This is a genomic window from Streptomyces angustmyceticus (assembly GCF_040701845.1).
GTDB classification, from domain to species: Bacteria; Actinomycetota; Actinomycetes; order Streptomycetales; family Streptomycetaceae; genus Streptomyces; species Streptomyces angustmyceticus_A.
In genome coordinates this window covers 66,802-91,136 of the sequence record NZ_JBFBHQ010000009.1, presented here as the reverse complement: position 1 = coordinate 91,136, position 24,335 = coordinate 66,802, and the positions used below count along the sequence as shown (strand labels likewise).

The window sequence follows — 24,335 nt, the reverse complement described above, 5'->3', positions numbered from 1 at the left end:
AATTGTCAGTGACCCGACCTACCGTTCAAGGCTGCGAACACGGGGGAGCGAAGGAGCGCCTGTCATGCGGAAGTCTGCGAGGAAACCCGTCAAGTTACCCGAGCACTCGGCTTCGTGCCCGGCGTCGGGGACGTTCCCGACGCGCACCCCCGTCGTGCGTCACTCCCGCCAACACCCCTGGTTGCACGGCCTTGTTGGAGTCCCAACCGAAGGAGTACCGGTGGATGTTTCGCTCACCCGTGACTGGGTGCAGAACATCGCCTCGGCCATGAGCCGGAACCAGGACCACCTCACCACACTGGATTCGGCCATCGGGGACGGTGATCACGGGGCCAACATGGCCCGTGGTTTCGGCGCGGTGCGCGCCGTTCTCGACGACGCGTCACGGCCCGCCGCCTCGGTCGACGAGATCCTTGTGGCGGCGGGAAAGACCCTGGTGGCCGTGGTCGGCGGCGCCTCCGGACCCCTGTTCGGCAGTGCCTTCCGGGCTCTCGGTGAGGCCCTCGATGCCGACGCGGAGATCGACACCCCGCGGTTCGCGGCGGGGCTCGCCGCGGCGCTCGACAAGCTCCAGCAACTGGGCGCGGCGGTGCCCGGCGACAAGACCATGGTCGACGCGTACGCCCCCGCCGTCGCAGCCTTCCGTGACGCGGCGCAGTCCGGCGCCGACTTCCGCACGGCCGCCCACGCCGCGGCCGACGCGGCCGAAGCCGGTATGCGGGCCACCGTGCCGATGCAGGCCAGGAAGGGCCGCGCGTCGTATCTGGGGCTGCGCAGCATCGGCCACCAGGACCCGGGCGCCACCTCGACCACCTATGTCTTCCGTGCCCTCGCCGAGGCGACGGAAGCCGAGGCGGCAAGGCCCGGCCCCTGTAACCGTTTGTAACCCGCGGGACTTCCGCCGCCCTGGCCGACGGCCCACGCGGCGTCTGATGGCCACTCGACTCCTCTTGATTCTTCACCCGGGCCGGAGCTCGGCGGCCGTTTGCCCGGATCGCCGCCATGCCACGCCCGTGCCGGATTCCGGGGCGCTCCCGTAGCGCATCCGTCACCTCTCTGAACGCGAGATTGGATCAATGTGACTGTCCATTCCGTCGACCATGTTGAGTTCTTCGTCGGGGATGTCAACCAGGCATCCCACTACTACTGCGGCACCTACGGATTCCGGGTGGTGGCCGAGGCGGGACCGCTCACCGGCCTGGCCGGAGCCCGCTCGCTGGTGCTGGCGCACGGCGGCGTCCGCCTGGTGCTGACCTCCGCCCTGCACGCCGACCACGCGGCCTCGCGGTTCGTCCGCAGGCACGGCGACGGGGTCCGCGATGTGGCCCTGCGGACGGACGACGCGGTCGGCGACTTCGAACGGGCGGTGGCAGCAGGGGCTGAGGTCGTCTCGGAACCGCAGACCTTCGAGGACCCCACCGGCCGGGTCACCCGGGCCACCATCGCCGCGACCAACGACCTGGTCCACAGCTTCGTACAGCGTGACGAGCCGACAGGCGCGTTCCTGCCCAAGCGATACCGGCCCGTTGCCGCCGTGGCCGCGCCGGGCCCCGAGCTGCTGCGCTCGGTCGACCACCTGGCCCTGTGCCTGCGCGCCGGTTCGCTGGAGACGATGGTCGACTTCTATCAGCGGGCGCTGGGGCTGCGGCACACCTACGACGAGTACATAGTCGTCGGTGGTCAGGCGATGGCCTCGAAGGTCGTGCAGGACGAGACCCGGGGCGTCACCTTCACCATGGTGGAGCCGGACCCGGTCGGCGACCGCGGTCAGCTCAACGACTTCCTCGACGGTTTCGACGGTCCCGGTGTCCAGCACGTGGCCTACGGTACGAACGACATCGTCCGGGCGGCCCGCGAACTGCGTGCATCCGGCGTGGAGTTGTTGTCGACCCCGGCCGGTTACTACTCCGCGCTGGCCGACCGGGGCATCGAGGTGGACATCGACACCGAGGTGCTGCAAGAACTGGGCCTGCTGGCCGACCGGGACGAATGGGGCCAGCTGGTCCAGGTGTTCACCCGCTCTCCCTACGCCCGCCGTACGGTGTTCTTCGAGCTGATCCAGCGGCTCGAGGCGCGGACCTTCGGCAGTGGCAACATCAAGGCCCTCTACGAGGCCGTGGAGCGCGAGCGCGCCGAGGGCCCGGATGCCGGCGTCAAGGTCGGCGCCGCGGCGAGGACCCAGGGGTGACCGCGCCGGTGACCGGGCGGGCCGAACCGCACCATGCCCCAAAGGACTCGCCGCTGTCCCCCGAGGACTACGCAGCGGCGGCGGGCGCCCGGCTCGACCCGTCCGTATGGGACTACATCGCCGGTGGCAGCGGTGACGAGGTGACGCTGCGCGAGGACCGCGCGGCCTACGACCGCTACCGGCTGCGTCCGCGGGCTCTCGTCGACGTGTCCCACCTCGAGTTGGGCACCACGCTGCTCGGCCGGCCGGTGTCGATCCCCATCGGTATCGCGCCAATGGCCTACCACCGGCTGGTCCATGCGGACGGCGAGGTCGCCACAGCCCGCGCGGCCGGGGCGGTGGGTGCGCTCACCATCGCCAGCACCTTCGCGAGCAAGACGCTCGAGGAGACCGCGCGGGCCGCGACCGGCCCGCTGTGGCTGCAGCTGTATGTGATGCGCCGCAGAGAGGTCACCGAGTCCCTCGTGCGGCGGGCCGAGGCCGCCGGCTACCGGGCCCTGGTGATCACCGTCGACACCCCGCGGATGGCGCGCCGCGAGCGCGACCTGCGCAATGGGTTCAGCCTGCCGCCGTACGTCCGGCCGGCCAATCTGGACCCCAGTCAACGGGCCGGACTGCACGAGGGCCGGTCCGGCAACTCCACCCTGGCCGAACACGCGGCGCTGCACCATGACGCCGCGTTCACCTGGGAGGACCTGGCCTGGTTGCGGTCGCTGACCGGTCTGCCGCTGGTGCTCAAGGGCGTACTCACCGCGCAGGACGCCCGGCGGGCGGCCGATCTCGGGGTGGCGGGGCTGATCGTCTCCACCCACGGGGGCCGTCAACTCGACGGCGTGATACCGGCGTTGGACGCGCTGCCCGAAGTAGTCGCCGCCGTGCCGCCCGAGTGCGAGGTCCTCGTCGACGGTGGCATCCGCCGCGGTACGGACGTGCTCAAGGCGCTGGCGCTCGGGGCCCGCGCGGTGCTGGTCGGCCGTCCCGTCCTCTGGGGCCTCGCCGTCGACGGCGCCGACGGTGTCGAAAGGGTCCTGGCCACCCTCCGGGCGGAGCTGGAGGAGGCGATGGCATTGACCGGGCGACCCCGCCTCGACACCATCACCCGGGACCTGCTCCACCCCTCCGCGGACCTTCCGTTCCACCCCACTTCGAACGACAAGGAAATGGCATGACAACGAACGACGCACGCTTCGCGCTGACCGACGCCGAGCGGGACCTGCTGCCGTCCGAGGAAGAGGTGCAGTTCTACCAGGAGCACGGCTGGTATCTGTCGAAGAAGCTGCTGACCGACGAGGAGGCCGACCTGCTGAACTCCGCGGCCGACCGCTTCTACGCCGGCCACCGGGACCGCACCCTGCCGGCCCGGCCGCCGCGCGTGGCGTACTGGGAGCCGTCGAAGGGCGATGTGCACCGGCACAACGACTACATCTTCTACGAGGACGAGACCATCCGCAGCATCCTGGCCAAGCCGCTGATCGCGGCGGTCGCGGCACGTATCGCGCAGACCAGCCAGATACGGCTGTGGAACAGCACGCTCATCCACAAGCCGCAGCGTGCGGACGATGCCCGCAACATCGTGCCGTGGCACTTCGACCGCCACTACTGGCAGACCTGCTCCTCCGACGAGATGCTCACCGCCTTCATCCCCTTCCACGACTGTGACGAGGAGATGGGGACGATCACGATGGTCGATGGCAGCCACCGCTGGAAGGAGACCGGCGGTGACGATTCCACCAGCCGCCACTTCGCCGACCGCGACCGGTCGGAGCTCGAGGACATGCTCTCCGAGAACGCCGCGTTCAACAACGCGGAGGTGCGCAAGGTTCCGGTGAACATCCCCAAGGGACACATCAGCTTCCACCACTGCCGTACCTACCACGGCAGCGGTTACAACCTCAGCGACCGTCCCCGCCGGGCCATTTCGCTGCACCTGCAGGACCGGAGCAACCAGTGGCGGCCCTTCGAGCTGTCCTCCGGCGACCTCGTCGTCTACAACAACGATGTGCTCGTCGGCAAGGACGAGAACGGCAACCCCGACTACAACGACGCGGACTTCTGCCCCGTCCTGTGGGAGGACCCCCGGTGAGTCACGGTTCTCCCACCACCGTGCTGGCCGCCGACGAGCTGCACGGCTCGCTCGGCGACCCGCTCATGGAAGTGATGAACTTCCTCAACGAGGTCACCTCCCGCTACCCGCAAGCGATCTCCTTCGGCCCGGGCCGCCCCTACGAAGGGCTGTTCGAGGTCGAGCGGATCGGCGACTACCTCGACGCGTACACCCGGCATCTCTCCGAGGACCTGGGCCGGACCCCCGACGAGGTTCGGACACTGCTCTTCCAGTACGGGCGGACCAACGGCCAGATCCATGAGCTGGTGGCCCGCGCCCTGCGCAACGACGAGGGCATCGAGGCGGACCCCGCATCCCTCGTCGTCACCGTGGGCTGCCAGGAGGGCATGTTCCTCGCCCTTCGCGCGCTGTTCCGTGACTCCTCGGACGTCCTGCTGGTCTCTTCGCCGTGCTATGTCGGGATCACCGGAGCGGCCCGGCTGCTGGACATCGAGACCGTGCACGTGCCCGAGGGCGAGAACGGGATCGACCCGGAGGTGCTGCGGCGGACCGTCGCCGACCTGCGGGCGGCCGGAAAGCGGCCGCGCGCGCTCTACCTGGTTCCGGATTTCTCCAACCCCACCGGCACCTGCCTGGCCCTCCCCACGCGCCACCGTCTGCTCGACCTGGCCGAGGAGGAGGACCTGCTCCTCCTGGAGGACAATCCGTACGGATTCTTCACGCGCACCGGTACCGGCCTGCCCACGCTCAAGGCGCTGGACAGCCGGCGGCGAGTGATCTACCTCGGTTCCTTCGCCAAGACCTGCTTCCCCGGAGCCCGGGTCGGCTATGTGGTCGCCGACCAGCACGTCCAGGCGTCGGACGGCAGTCGTACGCTCCTGGCGGACGAACTCTCGAAGATCAAGGGCATGGTGACGGTCAACACCCCGGCGCTCAGCCAGGCGGTTATCGGGGGCATGCTCCTCACCCATGACTTCCGTCTGCGGGAGGCCAACAAGCCGGCCGCCGACTTCTACCAGGAGAACCTGAAGGTCCTGCTCGACTCGCTCGACCGGCTGCTGCCTCCGGAGCGACGCGAGGCGGCTGGGATCCACTGGAACTCGCCCGAGGGCGGCTTCTTCCTCACCCTGACCCTGCCCGTCCCCGCGGACAACGCGCTGCTCGAGGAGTCCGCTCGCGAGCACGGGGTGATCTGGACGCCCATGAGTTACTTCTATCCGGATCCGGACAGCGGCGGACGGTACCAGATGAGGCTCTCCCTCAGCTATCTGACGCCTGCTCAAGTAGCCGAAGGAGCACGCCGGTTGGTCGATCTGCTGGAACGGAGCTGCGCATGAACGCCTTCCTCTACGTGGTGACGGTGCTGATCTGGGGCTCCACCTGGCTGGCCATCAAGGGCCAGCTCGGGGACGTACACCCCACGGCATCGATCGCCTACCGGTTCGCGCTGGCGGCCGTCATCCTGCTGGCATGGGCGCGCCTGCGCGGCCTGCCGCTGCGCTATCCGCGGCGCGTGCACGGGCAGTTCGCCCTCATGGGCGCGCTGATGTTCTCCACCAACTTCGTGTGCTTCTACTTCGCCGAGCAGCACCTCACGACCGGCCTCGTCTCGATCATCTTCGCGATGTCGCTGGTGGTGAACATGGCGTTCGCCCGCCTCTTCTTCAAGCGCGCGATCACCGCGAAGATGCTCATAGGCGGAGCAATCGGGCTGCTGGGGATCGGCACGGTGTTCTGGCCGGAGTTCCAGAACTTCGGCCTCTCCTCCGGATCGGGGCAGGGCATCGTGCTCTCGGCCCTCGGCACCCTGGTGTTCTGCCTGGGCAACGTGGTCTCCGGCAAGACCCAGGCAGCGGGCATCCCGGTGATCCAGGGCACCGGGTACGCCATGGCGTACGGGGCGCTGCTGATGACCCCGTTCGCTGTGTTCTTCGGGAACGGGGCCCTGTTCGACCCGTCGCCGCAGTACGCCGGCTCGCTCGTCTATCTCGCCGTCTTCGGCTCGGTGATCGGCTTCGGTGCCTATCTCACCCTGCTCGGCCGGATCGGCGGTGAGCGCGCCGCGTACGCGATGGTGCTCTTCCCGATCGTGGCGCTCCTGCTGTCCACGGTGTTCGAGGAGTTCCACTGGACGGCGCGGGACCTGGCGGGCGTCTTCCTGATCCTGGTCGGCAACGCCGTGATGCTGACCAACCCCGCGCTGCTACGGCGGCTGACCGGGAACCGCTTCCCCGCGCCGCCGGCGGCACCGGCCGAGCCGGCGGCCCGGAGCGCCGCCGACCGCTAGTCCCGTCCCAAGGTCCGTCCGGGCCTGTCCACTTCCCGGATGGGCCGGGACGGTTGCGCGCCCCATCCCGTCACGGTCGAGGAGCGACACCTTGCATACCGCCGCAGTCGTCGGAACCGGTCTCATCGGCACATCGATCGCCCTGGCACTGACCGGCCGGGGAGTCACCACCCACCTCATCGACCACGACCCCCACAGCGTGCGGCTCGCCGCAGCGCGCGGCGCGGGGACGCCCGGACCACCGTCGGCACCAGTGGACATCGCGGTCGTCTGCGTGCCGCCCTCGGACGTCGCCAGGACCATCGCGGACCACCAGAAGGCCGAGCTGGCCAGGGTGTACACGGATGTGGCGAGCGTCAAGGCGCTGCCGCACGCCGAGTGCCTGGCCCTCGGCTGCGACACCGCCGCCCTGGTGGGCGGGCATCCGCTGGCCGGGCGGGAACGCTCCGGGCCGCTCTCGGCCCGCGCCGACCTCTTCCAGGACCGCCACTGGGTGCTCACCCCGACCCCGGAAACCAGCGAAGCCGCCCTCAACCGCGCCCTGGAGCTGGTATCGCTGTGCGGCGCAGTCCCGGTGCTGCTCGATCCGTCGGACCACGACCGGGCGGTGGCCCTGGTCTCCCATCTGCCGCACCTGGTGGCGAGCCTCACCGCGGCCCGGCTGCTGGAGGGGGAGGACCACGCGGTGCGGCTGGCCGGCCGCGGTGTGCGGGACGTCACCAGAATCGCCGCCGGCGATTCCGGGCTGTGGACGGACATCCTCGCCGCAAACGCCCCCGCCGTCAGCGCGCTGCTCACGCAGCTCACCGCGGACCTGCTGAGAACGGCCGACGCGCTGGACCGGCTGACCGAAGGAGGCCCGGAGCAGCAGGACGGCGCACTGGCGGACTTGACCGACATGCTGCGGCGCGGCAGCGAGGGCCGGGCCCGCATCGCGACCACCCACGGCGGCGGAGGTGCGGGCTCCCGCGCCGTGCTCTCGGTCTCCCTCGGCGCCCAGGACCGGCGCCTGGAGCGGCTGCTCGACGATGTGAGCGAGGCACGGGTGGACCTGGAGGACCTGCTGCTTCCGGAGCCGACGGCGCCGCCGCGCAGTGCGGTCGAACTGCTGGTCGCACCGGACGTGGCGCGCCCCCTCACCGACGCCCTGCGCGACCGGGGCTGGGCGGTCCGTTAGGAACCCGCCGTGCGCATCCATCCACCATTCCTCACGTGGATTGGTTCTTCTTGTCCACGCATGCCGACGTGTCCATGCAGGCCGCCCCTCGGTCCCCGCATCGCCCTCGACCTGGCCGACGTCGATCCGCTGCGGCTCCGGTCCCCGGCGGCAACGGCGGCGCGCCCCGGCCTCGTCGTGGCCGGCGACTCACTGACCGGCTACGCGAAGCCGTTCGGCGCCTCCGGCCGAAAGCCACCGCTAGCCGACGTGGTTCGCCGACGAGCCGGCAAGCCGACTCCCTGTGACTGCCACTGCGGGAGCGTTCCGCGCGCTTCGGCGAACACTGCGCCGAAAGTGGCATCACCGTCCGCTTCTTCGGGAAGGACGGTGTGCGTGTCACGGTTGGACTGCTCGAAGAGAACTTCGCCTTTTGCGCGCGGTCCAGAGTTTTGCTCACGCTGTCTCGTAAGGCCGGCAAACACTCGTACGGCCAGCAATCTCGTGAGCAAGGGAGCACTGGAAAGCCCCACCTTCGACCTGGGAGAATCACATGCCGCACATCACCGTTGACTACGACGCGCCCTTGGACGGCTTCTTCGACCGCCGCTGCTTCGCACGCGAGCTTCACACCCTGGCCGCCAAGACGGTCGACGGCATCACCGTCGAAAGCTGCAAGACACGCTTCCGGCGCGTCGACGAAGCCGTCATCGCCGACGGAGAGCCCGGACAGGCCCTGATCCACATCGATTTCGCGATCCTGCCGGGCCGCACGACGGAGACCAAGGCCGCGCTGAGCCAAGCGGTACTCGACCTGGTGCGCAGTCACACGGCGGCAGTGCCTGACACGGTCGTCCACGCCTCCGTGGACGTGTCCGACCTCAGCGGCGCCTACCGCAAGCATGTCCAATGATCCGCCCGTGACGGACCCGGATCCGGCGATCTGGCCTTACGGCCACGGGACGCTCGACGGCGGCGACGACCACTCGCGTACACAGGGGCGTCTGACCGCGTTCCGGTTTCGGCTTCCGCAGTCGGGGCCGGGACCGGGGCCGGGGCCGGCGACGGTGACGGTGACGGGGCAGGCCGACCCGCTGAGGCACTCGGGCATGGCCCGGACTGGTCTCGGTCGGGGCCCAGGTGGGGAATCCCCTTGAGTCTCCAGTGACTGGAGACAGCACAGTGGGGGACATGGACGTGACGAAAGCTCATGCACCGGCTCACGCAGTTGTCCGGCGAGGAACGCCGACGGTTGATCGACGATTTCGTGGAGGGCACGTTCGGCACCGTGGATGCCGACCCCGCGGCGGTGGCCATGGTGCGCGCTGCCACTCCAGACCTCCCTGATGACCCGTCCGGCGAGCAGGTCACCGCGTGGGTGGAACTCGCTGAGCTGGTCGGCGACGAGGACTTCCGGGCCCGGATGCGCCGGGCGGCCAGGTGTCAGGCCGCCGGGCGCAGGCTCGACATCGAGAACGATGCCGGAGAGGAACTGATGGAGTTCACCCGTCAGAAGGTAGCCGAGGCCATGGAGTCGGACGTCGACCCGCTCAGCGACAGGGCCGCACCCCTCATCGACGACCTCGTACACCGCTTCGCCGAGGCATTCGGGCGCACCCCCGACACGGAATTCCGGGACTGGATGGCCCGGCAGTTCGAAGAAGCACACGATCCCCGGGTGGACCGGTACTGGCAGCTGGTGTGGATCGTCAACGGCTGGAAGGTGGTACCGAACCTGATTCCGGTGTACCCCTGGCTCACCCGGGCCCTGGCAAAACAGCCGTGACGCATAGTCACCGCAGCGGGCGCGTGGCTGTGCACCTGACTCCTGACTCCCCGAACCGTGGTCTGGTCCGAGCCGGCGGCGCTGGGCCGCCGGCATGCGTCGCAGCCGGGAGGCCCTCCGTCCGGGTCACAGGGTCAGCAATCGTTGACGAGGCCCGACGGCGCGCTCGCCCACCGCGCTCAGGGCCGCCCAGACAGTGGCCTGGTTGACCGTGACGACAGGCTTGCCGAGCTCCTCCTCCAACGGGGCGATGAGGTCGTAGGTCGGCAACGCCGTGCAGCTGATGAACACGGCTTCGGCTCGCGGGTGAACGCCGGCCCGGACCGCCGCAGTCACCTGCTCATAGGACACATCGTAGATCTCATGGACGGAGCCCAGACCGAGGTCGGTGAGGGACAGCACCTCCAGTCCCTCGCCGGTCAGGTACTCGTGCAGCCGCTTGCCCACAGGCGGCTCGTAGGGGTGCACCACGGCGATGCGCCGAGCCTCTAACGCGCGCAACGCCGCCACCACCGACCCGGCCGAGGTCAGCGCCTGTGGGGCACCTGCGGCGCGCATGGCCTCGCGAAGTGTCCGTTCGCCGACGGCGCCCCCGACAAAACTGCATGCCGTGCAAAGGTAGGTGACGACCTGGGAGCCGATCGCGCAGACCTCACGAGTGGGCCGGTCGACGCACCCAGGGCGGTTGAGGGACGAGACCAGTTCGAGGTTGTCGGAGAAGGCCACGGGGTCGGTACGCGCGATGAACAGTGACGCCGTCTCCGGTGCCCAGCGCCAGATCTCCCGGTCCCGGTCGAAGTCGAACGAAGCGATCACGCCCACCCTGGACCGGGGGTGCGAGACACCCGCGCCCTGCGCATTGGTCGGGTCTGTCACATCAGCCATTGCCGCTCCCACACGTTGTGCCGCTGATCCCGTCGCAGTAGGGCGATGGGCCGGAGAAGCCCTCCGGCCCACCACCCTGTCCAACCGTGCGAAAGCGAAACAGGCCATGGCGGCTTTCCGAACACGGCCACCAGCGGCACCACGACCTGAGCCAGAGCGCGGTGAAGATCCGTTCCCACGTGCCGTAGGCCGCTCACTTCCGCAGCCGGTTGTGTGCGTGCCCCCTTCCACGAGCCGAAATGTGCAGGCAGAGCCATCCGCGGCAGCACCCGTTGCCGGCGTTCAGTGGCGGTACGCGGCTGTCGCGATCTCGACGAAGGACCGGATCAACGGGCTGGTGTCACCTTCGTTCCACACCGCCACCACTCGGCTCGGCGCCATGTCGATCAGCGGTACCACGGCCAACTCCGCGGGCAGGTCGTGTCCGAGCGGGGCCAGGCCGACCGTGCCGTTCCACAGCACGGCCTGCAGGCATTCCTGGACGGCGCGCACGACGGGGCCCTCGCGCGGCGTGCCGCCGTTCCAGTACGACTGCCAGATGGGGTCGGTGTCCTGCGGGAACTGGAACCAGCGGCGGTCGCTCAGCTCGGCCAGCAGCAGCCGGCCGCGGCGGGCCAGCGGGTCGTCGGCGCGCAGGACCACGCCGACCGGATCGGATCGCAGCCAACGCACCGTCAGGGCCGTCTCGTCGAACGGCGCCCGGGTGAGGGCGACGTCGACCAGTCCGGCGCGCAGCCCGCACGTCGGGTCGGTCAGGTCGGTGTCGCGGATGCGGATGTCGATGCCGGGGTGGTTTCGGCGGTGGGCGGCGGCCAGCCTGGACACTCCCGGGTCGGTGCCGTCGCCCAGGATGCCGACGGTGAGGGTCGCGGCGCCGGCTGCTGCGCCGACGCGTACACGGACGCGGTCGGCATGGTCGAGTAGAGCCCGCGCCTCGTCGAGCAGCACCGTGCCCACGGGAGTGAGCGTGACGCCGGCCGGCGAGCGGGCGAACAGGAGGGCCCCGACTTCGGCCTCCAACTGCTTGATCGCCCGGCTCAGCGGCGGCTGGCTCATGTGCAGTCGGGTGGCGGCCCGGCCGAAGTGGAGTTCCTCGGCGACGGCCACGAAGTAGCGCAGGGTTCGTAGCTCCACGCTGCCACGATACCCACGAGGTATCGGCCCTGCGGGATGGGTCTTGGACAGCCGTGGGCCCCTGGCGGTGCACTTGGGGCATGACCGAAGAAGCGAAGACCAGCGAGCCGCAGGCCGATCCCGCCGTCTCGGTGATCGGTCCCGGCGACGGCGAGACGATCGTTCTGGGCACCATGCGTATGCGCGTTCTGGAGGACGGCAGCCAGACCGGGCACCGCCTCGCGATCACCGAGTCCGTCCTCGCCCCGCACACCCAGGGGCCGCCGCAGCACCGCCACGCCCAACACGACGAGGGCTTCTACATCCTCTCCGGCACCGTGCGGTTCACCGTCGGGGACGAGGACCACGACGCCACCGCGGGCACGCTCGTGGTGGTGCCGCCCGGCACCCCGCACGCCTTCGCCAACCCGTCCGACCAGCCCGCTGTCATGCTCAGCACCTTCACCCCCGACCTGTACGTGCAGTACTTCCGGGACCTCCAGGAGGTGTTCGCCGACGGCCGGCCGCTGACGCGACAGGCCACCATCGATGCGATGAGGCGCTACGCGACCGAGCCCGCCACCGACCTCGCCTGAAGCCGACGGGACGCAACGGCCCAGTCACCCTTCTTCCGACCGGCGAGGACGCGGCGCTGCCGTTCCGCCGCCCCCTCGGACGACGGACCGGGCCTTCTCCAGGGGCTTCCCTGGCAATCGACCAATCGACCAATCCACCAATCGACAGGCCCCGTGAACCGGCGGCCCATGAACGGGAACGATGAACATCGCCTACTGGCTCGTCGCCGGACCGCTCGCCCTCTTCTACTGCTACGCAGGAACGCTGAAGGTGATCCGCAGCCGCGATCAACTCCGCCCGATGATGGCCTGGGTCGACCGCATACCCCTACCCGCCCTCAGGGCGTTGGGGACGGTCGAAATACTCGGCGCGACCGGCCTGGTCCTGCCACCGCTGACCGGCATCGCGCCCTCGCTGGCGCCGGCCGCGGCCATCGGCTTCGTCCTCCTGCAGACCGGTGCGATCACCATGCACCTGACCGGCGAAGACCGCCGGATCGCACTCAACGTCGGGCTCACCGCCACCGCGGCCGTGACCATCTGGCTGGCCACCAGGCTGTGATCGAGCACGGTCTTCGACCCGAGGATGCGAATCCGAGGCCAGCCGCCCCACGGCCGCTGTCACTTCTCATGAACATCGAACACCCTGCCATCTCGCTGCTCGGTGAGGCGCACATCGGCGTCGAGGACTCCATGATCTTCGAAGCCCGTGCGCGGGCCGGCCCCAGCTCCGGTGACGCGCAGCGCGCACCTGCGCGAGCTGCCTGGCCTCCCTCGCCGAACAGCGCTGTGGGCAGGTCGGACACCGCCTGGATCCGCGCCTAACCGAGCGCCGGAGGGCGCTCGGCTGGACGGCGTCCCCAGGCCGAGATCAGCGGCGCGAGTGTCAGGTCGAGTTGGCCCGTATGGATCGCGGCCAGGTGCGCGTCGATCTCGGCGTCGTCGGCCAGGCCGGCCGAGAGCAGCTCGCCGCGCACGTGCCGGATGGTCGCCGCCTCCAGCCGGTCGCAGGCCAGCCCGCCGACCGGGAAAGAGCCCGCCGCGGCGACATCTACCAAGCCGGCCTCACGCAATGCCCGCGGCAGTGTCCGGCCGTAGCGCAGGTCCGCGCCGCGGCGCGTCAGCAGCTCCCGGACCGCGTCGCGCAGCCGGTTGGCCCGCCGCTGCGCAGGGCCGCTGTCGTCCAGGCATGCCAGTGGCTGCAGTGCGGTATCGGCGTCCTCGACCAGCAGCCAGCCGCCGGGCCGTAGCGCTGCCGCCATCGTGGCCAACGCGCGGGCCCGGTCGGGTACATGGACCAGCACGAGCCGGGCGTGCACCAGATCGAACGTTCCCGGCTCCGGGGGCGGATCAGCGGCGACGTCGTGCCGGCGCACCTCGTACCCGTTGCCTGCCGTCAGCCACGACGGGTCGATGTCCGTGGTCAGCACGTGCCCGGTCGGACCGACGGCCGCCGCGAGCGCCTCCGGGATACTGGGGCCACCGGCCCCCACTTCCCAGCAGCGCGAGCCGGCCCTGACCCCCAGTCGATCGAAGTGCCCGCGCGTCACACCGTCGAACAGCTCGGCCAGCCAGACGAATCGCTCGCCCGCCTCGGCGCGCGCGTTGTCCAGCAGGTACCCGCGGGCGGGAGCGGACTCTGCACCGAGCGCGGTGGTCCCGCCTGTCGGATCCGGTCGGCCACCGACGTGCGGTGGGCGGGGCGAAGAGGTCATGACTCCATGGTCGACCTTCCCGGGCCACCAGCGCCACGACGACGGGCGAGGGATCTCTCACACGGCCAGCGAACCTCTACGTCCCACAGCACGGTTCTGCACCGTGACGAGCCCAAAGGGGTACAGGTATTCGGCCCCCACAGCCGGCGCACCAGGCGCGGGTCAGCGCGCTGACCGGACTGCCGGCTATGGCGGGTTCGGCCTCGTACCGGACGCCATCCGACTACGCCGAAGCCCTGCAGGAGCAGGTGGTGGACTTGGTGCGGCGCCAGGTCGAGCTGTCGGAGGGCGCGCTGTCGATGTATCAAAGCAGGAGAACGTCAAGGACCACCGGGGCTTGGTCCGCAAGCGCGCGGGGTGCCCCCATGAGCGAGCGGAGACCCGGCGGAAGTCGGTCGGCTGGGGCTCGTTCGTGGCTGTTGTCACAGGCTCAGCAGCAGGTCCCGGACCGCTGCCGGCTGGGAGAGGAACGGGTGGTGGCCGGCGTCGAGCTCGATGACGCTACCGGCCCGGTGGGCGAACTCGCGCTGCAGCCGCGGCGGGGTGCCCCGGTCCTGAGCGCAGACGAGGTACGTCGACGGCAGCTGCCGCCATGCGGCTGCTCCGACCGGCTGCCCGGTCACGTGCACGCTCTGCCGGGCGAGGTGGTGCGCCGCCTGCGCCTGGACCTCGGGGTCGCAGTCCTGCAGGAATGTGTCCACGAGCAGCTCGGGGCGGACCCCGAACGTGTGGGCTTCGGGGTCGACGTCGAGGAACGGGGCGGGACTGGTGTCCCCGAAATCCGACAGGCGCTGCCCGACCTCGGGCAGGTAGCTGGAGATCAGCAGCAGGTGGCGGACCGACCCGAGTCCCGCAGCGGCCTCCGCAGTGACGATGCCGCCGTAGCTGTGCGCGACCACGACGGTCGGCTCGTCGCCGGCCTGCAGCACCTGCCGCACCGCGGCCACGTCCTCGGGCAGCCCCGGACCGCCGACGCCGCTGGGCAGGCCCGCCTCGCCGCAGCTCGGCAGCGCCGGGGCCACGCTCGCCACCCCCCGCTCCTGCAGCAGCTCGGCGGTGCGGTGCCACCACCACGACCCGTCCCGTACGCACGCCCCGTGCACGAACACGACTCTCATCGCCACCTCCAAGTCGGCCTCGCCTGCCCAAGGCGGGCTTTCCGATCGTCAGGCCCGGGTCTCGCGTTGTCAGCTTCCGCACTGATGGAAACCTGGTCAGGCCAGTCGAGCAAGAGGTGGCCGGTTGCCTCGGCCGAGCACTGCGGGCCCCGATGACGCCCTCGACGCTGTCGGGCGGGGGATCGAGGGGCTGGTGCCTGGCGCACATCCCGGCCTCGAACCGACTGCGGTGGGGGGTTCCGTGCGCCCAATCGTGTGATGGCTACGTTGATCTCCAGGAACAGTGTTTCTCGATGGATTCCGGAGTCAGTCGGTGATCATCCGGTGCGGGAACGTCGAGCAGAAATGACGGCGTTGCCGTGGGGCGGCGAGAAAAAGGGCAGGCGGAAGCCAACTGGTCGTTGGCAGGATGTCCGCGCTCACCATCCGATGGGAAAGGACCCGAGGACCGTGGCTCGTGCCATCACTTTGATCCGCTCCGCCTCCCTGTCCGACGTCGCCGAGTACGCCTACGCGGCCACGGCGCCCGCCGAGTCACGCCTGATCTTCCTCGCTGGGGCGTGTCCGCTGAACGATGACGGCTCCACCGCGGCGATCGGGGATTACGCAGGCCAGGCAGCGAAAGCCATGGAGAACATGCAGGCCGCTCTCTCTGCCTCAGGTGCGTCACTGCAGGACGTCATCAGTACCCGCGTCCTCGTCGCATCGGCCCGGCGGGAGGACCTGGTGGCTGCCTGGCAGGTAGTCCGGGACTTGTTCGCCGACCATGACGTCCCCAGCACCTTGATGGGCGTCACCGTGCTCGGCTACAAGGACCAACTCGTCGAGATCGAGGGCGTCGCCGCCGTGCTCGATTCTTGAGACTCTTCCCAAGGGCACCGCGAACGCGGGACGGCCAGCCGGCCGCCAGGACGGCTGGCCGCCGAGGAACGTAGGCTGCGGTCAGCCGGCCTTGGCGGCTGGAGACCGGCCAGCGCATGCGAGGTGCCGCTGGCGTCATCATTGCCACTACGGCTCGTCGTCCTTGCGAATCCGCGCCTCCCGCGTTGCTCGATGCCGTGAAGGGGCTGACAATCACGACTCCGACATCAATAGGGCTCTTCCGAGTTCATAGATCTCAATAGCTCTGGGACAGTGGTTCATGAAGTCGTCCCAAAACCCAGCCTTCTGCCAGCCAACCGGGCCCATGGTGAGAGATCCATCCCACTCAGCAGAGGCGGTCCAAGACGGATGTATCTCCGAGTCGACTACTTCGAATAGTCGCGCGTCATAAAGAGGGGGAAGGCCACCTCTCCGGCACTCAAGCCTGAAGTGGTTAGGGCCCTCCGATTGGCAGTACGCCTCGAGAACCACGTACTCCTGCCCCTGACGAAGTGCATCTGCCCCCTGTCGAACGCTCTGTTCGTGGCCTTCCAGGCCTGTGAACCTCACCTTCACTTCGCGCTCCCTCTGCGATTCATGACGGCCTTGTAGTCACAGTCATACGACAACCGCCGCGACGTCTATCAGGACCGCCGCGGCTACGTCTGGGACCACACCGGCGACACCGCCACCCTGCGCAACGACCATCGCCGTATCGTCGACGCTCAGAGCTGGGGACGCCACGGTCGCTGACCGGCCCTGAACCGGCCGGTGAGCTGTGCCGCTCACGAGCACCAGGTGCGGCGCAGGCTCGTGCCTGCGGAGCACCGTTGCGTCCCGTCGTTTCGGCTGTATGGTTCGGTTCCTCCTTCTCAGCGCAGTTGCTCGGCCAGTCCGACGATGATGCCCTCCGGGCCGCGGAGGTAGCAGAGCAGATAGCTGTCCTCGAACCGGGCGATCTCGCCGACGAGTTCGGCGCCGTGCGGGCGCAGGCGGGCAACGGTGTCCTCGATGTCGTCGACGGCGAACATGACGCGGTGCGTGCCCAGAATGTTGTGCGGCCGGTTGCGCGGCCCGGCGCTGATCGCCGCGGGGCTGCGGTACTTCGCCAGTTCGAGCCGGCTGTGACCGTCCGGGGTCCGGACCATCGCGATGTCGCAGCGGACGCCGTCGAGTCCGGTGCACTGGTCGGCGAAGAGGCCCTCGACCTCCGCCCTGCCCTCCAGCTCCATACCGAGTTCCACGAAGAACGCGATGGCGGCATCCATGTCCTCGACGACGATGCCGACGTTGTCCATCCGCTGAATCGCCATGCTGGTTTCTCCCTCTTCCTCGTGCGGCCGGTGGTGGCCGCTGATGTCCCTGGGACGGAGCCGGTGGCACGTTCTCGACATCCTCGGACCGCCGAGCTCCGAGAATCTGGATCGCGCCTCAGCATCGCTACAGCAGACCCGAGCCAGGAGCCACCACCGACGGGGAGCGTGGCGCAGGTGGCCGCGCTCATGAAGACGATCAGCCGCAGCGTGCCGTCCCCGCTTTTCCATGCTTCCACGACGATTCGCCGGGTGCGTGCTTGAGCATTGCCGGGGGTCAGCTCGGCCCCCAGCTCGCGCCGGCGCCGCGCGGCGGGGCCCGGGAAGACTTCCCGCGCGACTCGTTCGCCGCAGCCACCGACGCGCCGCCCGCACCCGGCTCCGAGCAGCAGTACAACGGGCTCAACTCCTTCGTCCTCGACCTGATCGTCGAGAAGGCCACCGGCCACTCCTTCATCAACGAACGGCAGCGCAGGATCATCCGGCCGCTGCATCTGAGGCACCCCAGCCTGCCCGCCGCCGACAACCCGACGATCCCCTCGCCCCACGCGGAGGTCTCCCCAGCCCTTGTCCGCCGCGACGGCGTCCGGTTGCTTGCGCGGCCGGCCCGGCCCGAGTCGGGGAACGCGGATCTTCTCCAGCACGGGCACGAACGGCGTGCGGTATACCCGCTGACCTGCGGTGACGACCAAGGGCAGAGGGTGGCAACGGCGGTCGGCACTCAGATTGAGCGGAGACGGCCGCGATGCCGAGGTCAGGTACGGCAACGACAAGGTCGGGCTGTGGCGCTCGCACCACGACGGACTCCTGGACGCCGTGCTCAGCGGACTGCACCGGGACCTGGTGGAACCGGCCCGGCCGCGTCCCCTGCCCATCCGCTGCTGAACTCCACCGCTGCCGCCGCGATGCGATCACCGTTGATCGGTCGTGCCATGGAGAGACGGGCGCCGGGTGCGGAGGAGGTGTGGCCTGGCGCGTCGCGTGTGGAGCGGTTCGCTGACCCTCGGCCTGGTCACTTCTCTGAACTTCGGAGCTCTTCCGCCCGCTCCGCCTGCCGCCTCAGTACTGTGGCTTCGCATGACCGACACCGAGATCGAGATCACCGCAGACCTGGTTCGCGACCTGCTGCAGGAGCAACATCCAGACCTTGCAGGGCTGGCCATCCGCGAGGTGGCGGGCGGCTGGGGCAACCAAATGTGGCGTCTCGGGGACGAGTTGGCCGTGCGCATGCAGCGGATGGACCCCACCCCGGAGCTCCAGCTCAAGGAGCGGCGGTGGCTACCCGTGCTGGCCCCGCGCCTGCCGCTCCCTGTGCCGACCCCGGTGCGGTTCGGCGAACCGTCCGAGCGCTTCCCCAAGCACTGGACCGTGATGACGTGGGTTCCTGGCGAGCCGCTGGATCACGGCTCGATCAGCCGCGGCGCCCACGCGGCCGACTCGCTGGCGGGATTCCTCCGGGCGCTCCATGTGGAGGCGCCCGCCGAGGCGCCGATCCCTACGGACCGCGGTGCCCACCCCAGGAACTGCACGGAAGCCTTCGAGAACTTCTTCCAGGCCGTTGCCCCTGACGACATCGCTGCCGACGTTCGGGCCGTCTGGGACGACGCCGTCGCGGCCCACGCATGGGAGGGCCCGCCGGTGTGGGTGCACGGCGACCTCCATCCCGCGAACGTCGTCGTCTCGGACGGAACGCTCTCGGGCATCGTCGACTTCGGTGACCTGTTCGCCGGCGATCCGGCGTGGGACCTCGCCGCCGCATGGGTGCTGCTACCTGCGGGCACGGCCTCACGGTTCTTCGACATGTACGCGCATGCAGACGAGGCGGCGATCCGGCGCGCCCGCGGGCTGGCCGCTGTGAAGAGCCTCTTCCTGATGCTCATGGGGCAGAACGGAGAGCGCGGCCTTCCCGGCGGCAAGCCGAACTGGGGACCCGCAGGCCGGGCGGCACTTGATCGTGTTCTGAAGGGCGTGTGACGCACGATTCTTTGAACTTGTTCTCGGTCTTGGTTGATGGCCGTGCGGCAGCCCACCTTCGAGGTTTCCCGACGAAGTGGGGCCGAGCGCGAGCCGGAGCCGTGCTCGGCGCGGGTGTCGCGAGTGGCCTACGTCCCCCCTGCCGCTGTCGCTGCCGCTTCCCGTGCCGCGCGTTGCGGGAGCACCGTGTACGCGGGGTCCTCGGCAGAGGCGATACCGGCGGCGAAGACACCGAAGCGGGTGCAGGCCGAGCCGGCGAGCAGGGCCAGTCCGGCGACGACGGCCAGCGGTCGGAAGCGGCCGCCCCCGACCGCGGTGGTCGCCGCGGCACCCCAGGTCAGGACTTCCGCGCAGCGCAGCAGTCGTCCCGCCCGCCCCTGCCGGTAGGTCTGCGCCACCATGCCCAGGCGCCGCTTCGCCGCCCGGGTCGCCGCCGTGTCGGCCGCCGCGGCCAGGACGGCGGCGACCCGGGCGGGCGCGGTCTCGTGGGGCGGTGCGAGAACCAGCGCCATGCCGGAGGCGGCGGCGGTCGCGGACGCGGCGAAGAGGTAGGGCAGTTCGCGGTGGGCGCCGTGCCATGCCGGGACCGCGGTGTCCGCGGCGAGCACGGCCGTGTACGTGGCCACGGCCGGTCCCAGCGCTGCGGCGGTCGCGGTGGCGGCGGCGCCGGCCCGAGGCAGCCGTCCGGTGACCGCGCACAGCGCCGCCGCACCGGCCGCCGGCCCGTAGCCGCCCAGCAGCCACGAACCCATGCTCATCGGAGAGGTCGGCTTGAACACGCGCAGCATGTGGACGAACCGTCCCGGGCGCCCGAGATCGTTGACGAGCGCGGCGGCGGAGAGCGAGACGGCGGCCAGCGAGGAGACCTTCATCGCGGTGGCCAGAGTGGGCCGCCCGGTGAGTTGCGCCCCGGCGGCGAGGACGGAGCCGGCGCCCGCCAGCCCGCCGAGGAAGAAGTACCCGGCGATATCCCGCGCCGCCCAGGACGGGGTCTTGATCACCGGTTGGCCGTAGTACGAGGTGAACTCCGCACGGGGGACCATCAGTTCCTCCCCCTTGCGGCGCCGTCGCCCGCTCCGTTCCTGCCCCTTGTCCGGCCGGCTCGTCATCGTCCCGCCCTCCCTCGTCGGGCCGCGGGCAGCGCGAAGGCCAGCGCGAGACCGCCCACCAGCGACAGCGCGGCCGCCCCGGCGTGCTTCCACATGGCCGGCAGGTCCCGGGTCGTGACCACCGGATCGGGTGGCAGGCCGTACACCTCGGGCTCGTCCAGCAGAAGGAAGAACGCGCCGTCGCCGCCGACCCCGTCCTCCGGGTCATGGCCGTACAGCCGGGCCTCGCCCACCCCGGCGGCGTGCAGTTGGTCCACCCGCAGGGCGGCGCGCTCGCGCAGTTCGTCCAGCGGACCGAACTGGATCGACTCGGTGGGGCACGCCTTGGCGCAGGCGGGCTCCTGCCCGGCGCCGAGCCGGTCGTAGCACAGCGTGCATTTGAACGCCCGCCCGTCGGAGGGGCGCTGCTCGATGACGCCGTAGGGGCAGGCCGGGACGCAGTAGCCGCAGCCGTTGCAGATGTCCTCCTGGACCACGACCGTCCCGAACTCGGTGCGGAAGAGCGAGCCGGTGGGGCAGACGTCGAGGCAGGCCGCGTGGGTGCAGTGCTTGCACACGTCGGAGGACATCAGCCAGCGGACATCGCCGCCGGCCGACGGCGCGGAGTCCGCGACGAGCGGGAGTTCGCGGCGCCCGTCGGGGGAGGGGGCCGGCGGAGCGGACTGCTCGATGAAGGCCACATGCCGCCAGGTCGACGCTCCGAGGGCGCCGGTGTTGTCGTACGACATGCCGGTGAGGGCGAGCCCGTCCTCCGGGAGGGCGTTCCACTCTTTGCAGGCCACCTCGCACGCCTTGCAGCCGATGCAGACCGAGGTGTCGGTGAAGAACCCCACCCGGGGCGGGGGGTCGGGGTGGCCGGCGTCCCCGGCCGGGTCGGGTTCCGGGCCGCTGAGGCGGGCATCGGTCATGGCCGTGGATCCTTCCCGGTGCGGTCGGTGATGCCGGCGCGCCGCCGGTAGTCCGCCACGAGGCGCAGCAGGTCAGGGCCGCGGGGGCGGCGGCCGGGCCGGATGTCGGCGGTGAGCGCCTTGTCCTCCTGGATATGGGAGTTGGGGTCCAGCGAGACGGCCGTCAGGGCGTTGGCCGCGTCGCCGGTGACGAGGCCGTTGGGGCCCCAGTGGAAGGGCACGCCGATCTGGTGCACGGTGCGGCCGTGCACCGTCAGAGGCCGGATCCGGTCGGTGACGATCACCCGCGCCTCGACGGCGTTGCGCGGTGACCAGGGTGGCCCAGCCGTGGTGCTCCAGGCCGCGCTCGGCGGCCAGCTGCGGAGAGATCTCGCAGAAGAACTCCGGTTGCAGCTCGGCCAGATAGGGCGACCAGCGGCTCATCCCGCCGGCGGTGAAGTGCTCGGTGAGCCGGTGCGTGGTCAGCACGTACGGATAGACGTCGGCGCCGGGCTCGTCGCCGCTGGGGTGGTAGCGGTTGCCCTCGCGGAAGTAGAGCTGCTTGGCGGGGGAGCGGGGCCGGTCCGGGTAGAGGGCGTTGCCGAAGGGGGAGTCCTGTGGTTCGTAGTGGGTGGGCAGCGGCCCGTCGAGCAGTCCGGAGGGCGCGTAGAGCCAGCCCTTGCCGTCCGCCTGCATGATGAACGGGTCGTCGCCGCGCAGCGCGTCCGGTCCGCAGGCCTCCTCGGGCGGCACATGGCCCGGTGCCAGGTCGGGGATGAAGTCGGGCACGTCGCGGCCGGTCCAGTGCCCGGCCTCGGCGTCCCACCACACATACGCCTTCCGGTCGCTCCACGGGGTGCCGTCGGGGGCCGCCGAGGCGCGGTTGTAGAGGATCCGGCGGTTCGCCGGCCAGGCCCAGGCCCACTCGGCGGCCACCCAGTCCTGTGCGGTGCCGGGTCTGCGCCGGGCGGCCTGGTTGACGCCGTCCGCAAAGACCCCGCAGTAGATCCAGCAGCCGCAGCGGGTGGAGCCGTCGTCCTTGAGTTCGGTGTACGCGCTCAAGGGGGCGCCGTCCGCGCCGCGCCCGTTGATCTCGGCCAGCACGGCCGCGGCAACCGGCTCCCGCAGAGCGCCCTCCAACGGGTAATCCCAGGTCAGGTCCTGTATCGCCCGGTCCATCGGGTCCCGCGAGGCGGCCAGCTTCTCCTTGATGCGCCGACCGAGGTGGTACATGAACCACAGGTCGCTGCGTGCGTCGCCCTGGGGCTCGACCGCGGCGTGGTGCCATTGCAGCCAGCGGTTGGTGTTGGTGAACGAGCCCGATTTCTCGGTGTGCGCGGCCGCGGGCAGGAAGAACACCTCGGTGCCGATGTCCTCGGTGCGCAGTTCGCCGGTCTCGATCTCGGGCCCGTTGCGCCACCAGGTAGCCGACTCGATCAGCGAGAAGTCGCGGACGACCAGCCAGTCCAGGCGGGCCATCGCCAGGCGCTGCAGACGGGTGTTGGCGGAGCCGACCGCCGGGTTCTCTCCCATCAGGAAGTACCCCCGGCACTCCCCGTCCAGCTGTGCCATGACGGTGTCGTAGGTGCTGTGCGAACCGGTCAGCCGGGGCAGGTGGTCGAAGCAGAAGTCGTTGTCGGGGGTGGCCGCGTCGCCGTAGTAGGCCTTGAGCAGACTGACGAAGTACGCCCGCATCTCGCCCCAGAAGCCCTTGTCCGTACGGCTCGCCGCAACGAACGTGTCCAGGTCTTCATGAGTGTGCGCGTGCGGCATCGGCAGGTAGCCGGGCAGCAGGTTGAAGAGGGTGGGGATGTCGCTGGAGCCCTGGATGGAGGCGTGCCCGCGCAGTGCCTGGATTCCCCCGCCGGGGCGGCCGATGTTGCCCAGCAGCAACTGCAGGACGCTGGCGGCCCGGATGTACTGGGAGCCGACCGAGTGCTGGGTCCAGCCCACCGCGTAGACGAACGCGCTCGTGCGCTCGCGGCCGGAGTTCTCGGTGAGCGCGTCACAGACCTGCAGGAAGGTCTCGCGCGGCACCCCGCAGGTCCGTTCGACCATTTCGGGCGTGTAGCGGGCGTAGTGCCGCTTGAGGATCTGATAGACGCAGCGCGGGTGCTGCAGGGTCTCATCGCGCGGGGCCCGGGAGGCGGCCGGGGCGCCGCCCGCCCCGTGTGTCTCGGCGTGGCCCGGCACGCGGTGGGCGGCGTCCTGTGCCTGCTGGAGCCGCTGGTCGTGCTGTTGCTCGACGTCCCCCGCGGGGGCTTGGATCTCGGTGCCTTCGTACTGCCAGCTCTCGGGGTCGTAGCGGCGCTGGTCCTCGTCGAAGCCGGAAAAGACACCGCCGAGGTCCTCGGTGTCGCGGAAGTCCTCGCTGATGATCGTGGCGGCGTTCGTATAGGCGAGGACGTACTCCCGGAAGTCCTTCTCCTCGCTCAGCACATGGTGGATGAGCCCGCCGAGGAAGGCGATGTCGCTGCCCGCCCGGATCGGCACGTGCTGGTCGCACAGGGCGCTGGTGCGGGTGAAGCGCGGATCGACGTGGATGATCCGGGCGCCCCGCGCCTTGGCCTCCATGACCCACTGGAAGCCGACCGGGTGCGCCTCGGCGAAGTTGGACCCCTCGATGACGATGCAGTCCGCGTGCTGGAGGTCCTGCATGAAGGTGGTCGCCCCGCCGCGCCCGAACGAGGTGCCGAGGCCGGCGACCGTGGAGCTGTGGCAGACCCGCGCCTGGTTCTCCACCTGCACCACGCCCAGACCCGTCATCAGCTTCTTGATGAGGTAGTTCTCCTCGTTGTCGAGGGTGGCGCCGCCCAGGCTCGCGATGCCCAGCGTGCGGGCGACCCGCCGGCCGTCCCGCTCCCATTCCCAGGTGTCGCGGCGCAGCTCGACCACCCGGTCCGCGATCATGTCCATCGCCGTTTCGAGGTCCAGCCGCTCCCACTCGGTGCCGTAGGGGCGCCGGTAGAGGACCTCGTGGCGTCGCGCCTCCCCGGTCGTCAGCTGCAGGGTGGCCGCGCCTTTGGGACACAGCCGTCCCCTGCTGACCGGCGAGTCGGGGTCCCCCTCGATCTGCACCACGCGTTCGTCCTTGACGTACACCTGCTGCCCGCAGCCCACCGCGCAGTAGGGACACACCGACGCCACCACCCGGTCCGCGGTGTCGGTGCGTGGCCTCAGCGTTTCGGTGCGGGCGGACATCGCGGCGCGCCCACGGCCCAGCGGGTCCGCCTCGGTGAGCTGCCGCCAGGCGGGCCAGCCGCGCAGCCGCTTCCCCAGACTCATGCTCTCCTCCAGCCCCGG

The 24,335-nt window shown here is 70.3% G+C and carries 22 protein-coding genes and 3 pseudogenes; 17 read left to right on the top strand and 8 right to left on the bottom strand.

Annotation, left to right across the window (positions count from 1 at the left end):
* Positions 1-220 precede the first annotated feature (220 nt).
* The 9 genes from dhaL to AB0411_RS21140 all read left to right on the top strand — a co-directional run bounded on the left by dhaL (position 221) and on the right by AB0411_RS21140 (position 9,482).
* Positions 221-886, top strand: a complete 666-nt coding sequence (dhaL, locus tag AB0411_RS21180; RefSeq protein ID WP_366418808.1) for a dihydroxyacetone kinase subunit DhaL — start codon at positions 221-223, stop codon at positions 884-886.
* A gap of 192 nt (positions 887-1,078) precedes the next feature.
* Entirely contained in the window at positions 1,079-2,188 is a 1,110-nt protein-coding gene (hppD, locus tag AB0411_RS21175; RefSeq protein ID WP_366418807.1) for a 4-hydroxyphenylpyruvate dioxygenase, read from the top strand.
* Positions 2,185-3,357 (top strand): alpha-hydroxy acid oxidase, encoded by a 1,173-nt coding sequence (locus AB0411_RS21170; RefSeq protein WP_366418806.1) that lies wholly within the window; start codon positions 2,185-2,187, stop codon positions 3,355-3,357. The genes hppD and AB0411_RS21170 overlap by 4 nt, the downstream gene beginning before the upstream one ends.
* Positions 3,354-4,271, top strand: coding sequence for a phytanoyl-CoA dioxygenase family protein (locus AB0411_RS21165; RefSeq protein WP_366418805.1), 918 nt, complete (start codon positions 3,354-3,356; stop codon positions 4,269-4,271). The genes AB0411_RS21170 and AB0411_RS21165 overlap by 4 nt, the downstream gene beginning before the upstream one ends.
* On the top strand, positions 4,268-5,590 hold the full coding sequence (locus tag AB0411_RS21160; protein ID WP_366418804.1) for a PLP-dependent aminotransferase family protein: 1,323 nt from the start codon (positions 4,268-4,270) through the stop codon (positions 5,588-5,590). Before AB0411_RS21165 ends, AB0411_RS21160 begins: the two co-directional genes overlap by 4 nt.
* Positions 5,587-6,540, top strand: a complete 954-nt coding sequence (locus tag AB0411_RS21155) for a DMT family transporter (protein ID WP_366418803.1) — start codon at positions 5,587-5,589, stop codon at positions 6,538-6,540. The genes AB0411_RS21160 and AB0411_RS21155 overlap by 4 nt, the downstream gene beginning before the upstream one ends.
* 91 nt (positions 6,541-6,631) lie before the next feature.
* Positions 6,632-7,717, top strand: a complete 1,086-nt coding sequence (locus AB0411_RS21150; RefSeq protein ID WP_366418802.1) for a prephenate dehydrogenase — start codon at positions 6,632-6,634, stop codon at positions 7,715-7,717.
* A gap of 532 nt (positions 7,718-8,249) precedes the next feature.
* On the top strand, positions 8,250-8,609 hold the full coding sequence (locus tag AB0411_RS21145) for a 5-carboxymethyl-2-hydroxymuconate Delta-isomerase (RefSeq protein WP_366418801.1): 360 nt from the start codon (positions 8,250-8,252) through the stop codon (positions 8,607-8,609).
* A 297-nt stretch (positions 8,610-8,906) separates the two neighbouring features.
* Positions 8,907-9,482: a hypothetical protein gene (locus AB0411_RS21140; protein ID WP_366418800.1), complete on the top strand. Its 576-nt coding sequence runs from the start codon at positions 8,907-8,909 to the stop codon at positions 9,480-9,482.
* A 126-nt stretch (positions 9,483-9,608) separates the two neighbouring features.
* Here the strand turns inward: AB0411_RS21140 and AB0411_RS21135 are convergent, their stop codons facing one another.
* Positions 9,609-10,367 carry a maleate cis-trans isomerase family protein gene (locus tag AB0411_RS21135; RefSeq protein ID WP_366418799.1) on the bottom strand — a complete coding sequence of 253 codons (759 nt, stop codon included), beginning with the start codon at positions 10,365-10,367 and terminating at the stop codon, positions 9,609-9,611.
* Between the two features lie 282 nt (positions 10,368-10,649).
* Positions 10,650-11,501, bottom strand: a complete 852-nt coding sequence (locus tag AB0411_RS21130) for a LysR family transcriptional regulator (RefSeq protein ID WP_366418798.1) — start codon at positions 11,499-11,501, stop codon at positions 10,650-10,652.
* Between the two features lie 80 nt (positions 11,502-11,581).
* Here AB0411_RS21130 and AB0411_RS21125 point away from each other — a divergent pair, with 80 nt between their 5' ends.
* From AB0411_RS21125 to AB0411_RS21115, 3 genes are all read left to right on the top strand, one after another.
* Complete coding sequence (locus AB0411_RS21125) at positions 11,582-12,076, top strand: cupin domain-containing protein (RefSeq protein WP_366418797.1); 495 nt, start codon at positions 11,582-11,584, stop codon at positions 12,074-12,076.
* A 181-nt stretch (positions 12,077-12,257) separates the two neighbouring features.
* Complete coding sequence (locus AB0411_RS21120; protein ID WP_366418796.1) at positions 12,258-12,617, top strand: DoxX family protein; 360 nt, start codon at positions 12,258-12,260, stop codon at positions 12,615-12,617.
* Positions 12,618-12,685: 68 nt separating this feature from the next.
* Entirely contained in the window at positions 12,686-12,880 is a 195-nt protein-coding gene (locus AB0411_RS21115; RefSeq protein WP_366418795.1) for a hypothetical protein, read from the top strand.
* On the opposite strand, the gene AB0411_RS21110 is transcribed toward AB0411_RS21115, so the two are convergent.
* Complete coding sequence (locus AB0411_RS21110; protein WP_366418794.1) at positions 12,877-13,770, bottom strand: methyltransferase domain-containing protein; 894 nt, start codon at positions 13,768-13,770, stop codon at positions 12,877-12,879. The two genes, AB0411_RS21115 and AB0411_RS21110, sit on opposite strands and share 4 nt — an antisense overlap.
* 422 nt (positions 13,771-14,192) lie before the next feature.
* Positions 14,193-14,888 (bottom strand): alpha/beta fold hydrolase, encoded by a 696-nt coding sequence (locus tag AB0411_RS21105; RefSeq protein ID WP_366418793.1) that lies wholly within the window; start codon positions 14,886-14,888, stop codon positions 14,193-14,195.
* A gap of 450 nt (positions 14,889-15,338) precedes the next feature.
* On the opposite strand from AB0411_RS21105, the gene AB0411_RS21100 reads away from it, so the two are divergent.
* Together AB0411_RS21100 and AB0411_RS21095 are read left to right on the top strand one after the other, a co-directional pair.
* Entirely contained in the window at positions 15,339-15,749 is a 411-nt protein-coding gene (locus tag AB0411_RS21100; protein ID WP_108154447.1) for a RidA family protein, read from the top strand.
* A gap of 624 nt (positions 15,750-16,373) precedes the next feature.
* A pseudogene (locus tag AB0411_RS21095) lies at positions 16,374-16,502 on the top strand (lamin tail domain-containing protein); the annotation flags it as partial.
* A 119-nt stretch (positions 16,503-16,621) separates the two neighbouring features.
* Here the strand turns inward: AB0411_RS21095 and AB0411_RS21090 are convergent.
* A complete protein-coding gene (locus tag AB0411_RS21090; RefSeq protein ID WP_345515553.1) occupies positions 16,622-17,062 on the bottom strand; it encodes a VOC family protein in 441 nt (146 codons plus the stop codon).
* A gap of 260 nt (positions 17,063-17,322) precedes the next feature.
* Between AB0411_RS21090 and AB0411_RS21085 the strand changes: the two are divergent.
* From AB0411_RS21085 to AB0411_RS21075, 3 genes and pseudogenes are all read left to right on the top strand, one after another.
* A pseudogene (locus tag AB0411_RS21085) lies at positions 17,323-17,601 on the top strand (serine hydrolase); the annotation flags it as partial.
* A 187-nt stretch (positions 17,602-17,788) separates the two neighbouring features.
* A complete protein-coding gene (locus AB0411_RS21080) occupies positions 17,789-17,947 on the top strand; it encodes a hypothetical protein (RefSeq protein ID WP_366418792.1) in 159 nt (52 codons plus the stop codon).
* A gap of 192 nt (positions 17,948-18,139) precedes the next feature.
* Positions 18,140-19,036: an aminoglycoside phosphotransferase family protein gene (locus tag AB0411_RS21075; protein WP_366418791.1), complete on the top strand. Its 897-nt coding sequence runs from the start codon at positions 18,140-18,142 to the stop codon at positions 19,034-19,036.
* A gap of 128 nt (positions 19,037-19,164) precedes the next feature.
* Here AB0411_RS21075 and nrfD read toward each other — a convergent pair whose 3' ends face one another.
* The 3 genes and pseudogenes from nrfD to fdh form a co-directional block, all read right to left on the bottom strand.
* A complete protein-coding gene (gene nrfD / locus AB0411_RS21070) occupies positions 19,165-20,079 on the bottom strand; it encodes an NrfD/PsrC family molybdoenzyme membrane anchor subunit (protein ID WP_437042859.1) in 915 nt (304 codons plus the stop codon).
* A gap of 62 nt (positions 20,080-20,141) precedes the next feature.
* Positions 20,142-21,053 carry a 4Fe-4S dicluster domain-containing protein gene (locus AB0411_RS21065; protein WP_366418789.1) on the bottom strand — a complete coding sequence of 304 codons (912 nt, stop codon included), beginning with the start codon at positions 21,051-21,053 and terminating at the stop codon, positions 20,142-20,144.
* Positions 21,050-24,317 (bottom strand): annotated as a pseudogene (gene fdh, locus AB0411_RS21060) (formate dehydrogenase). Before fdh ends, AB0411_RS21065 begins: the two are co-directional and overlap by 4 nt.
* Positions 24,318-24,335: the final 18 nt, after the last annotated feature.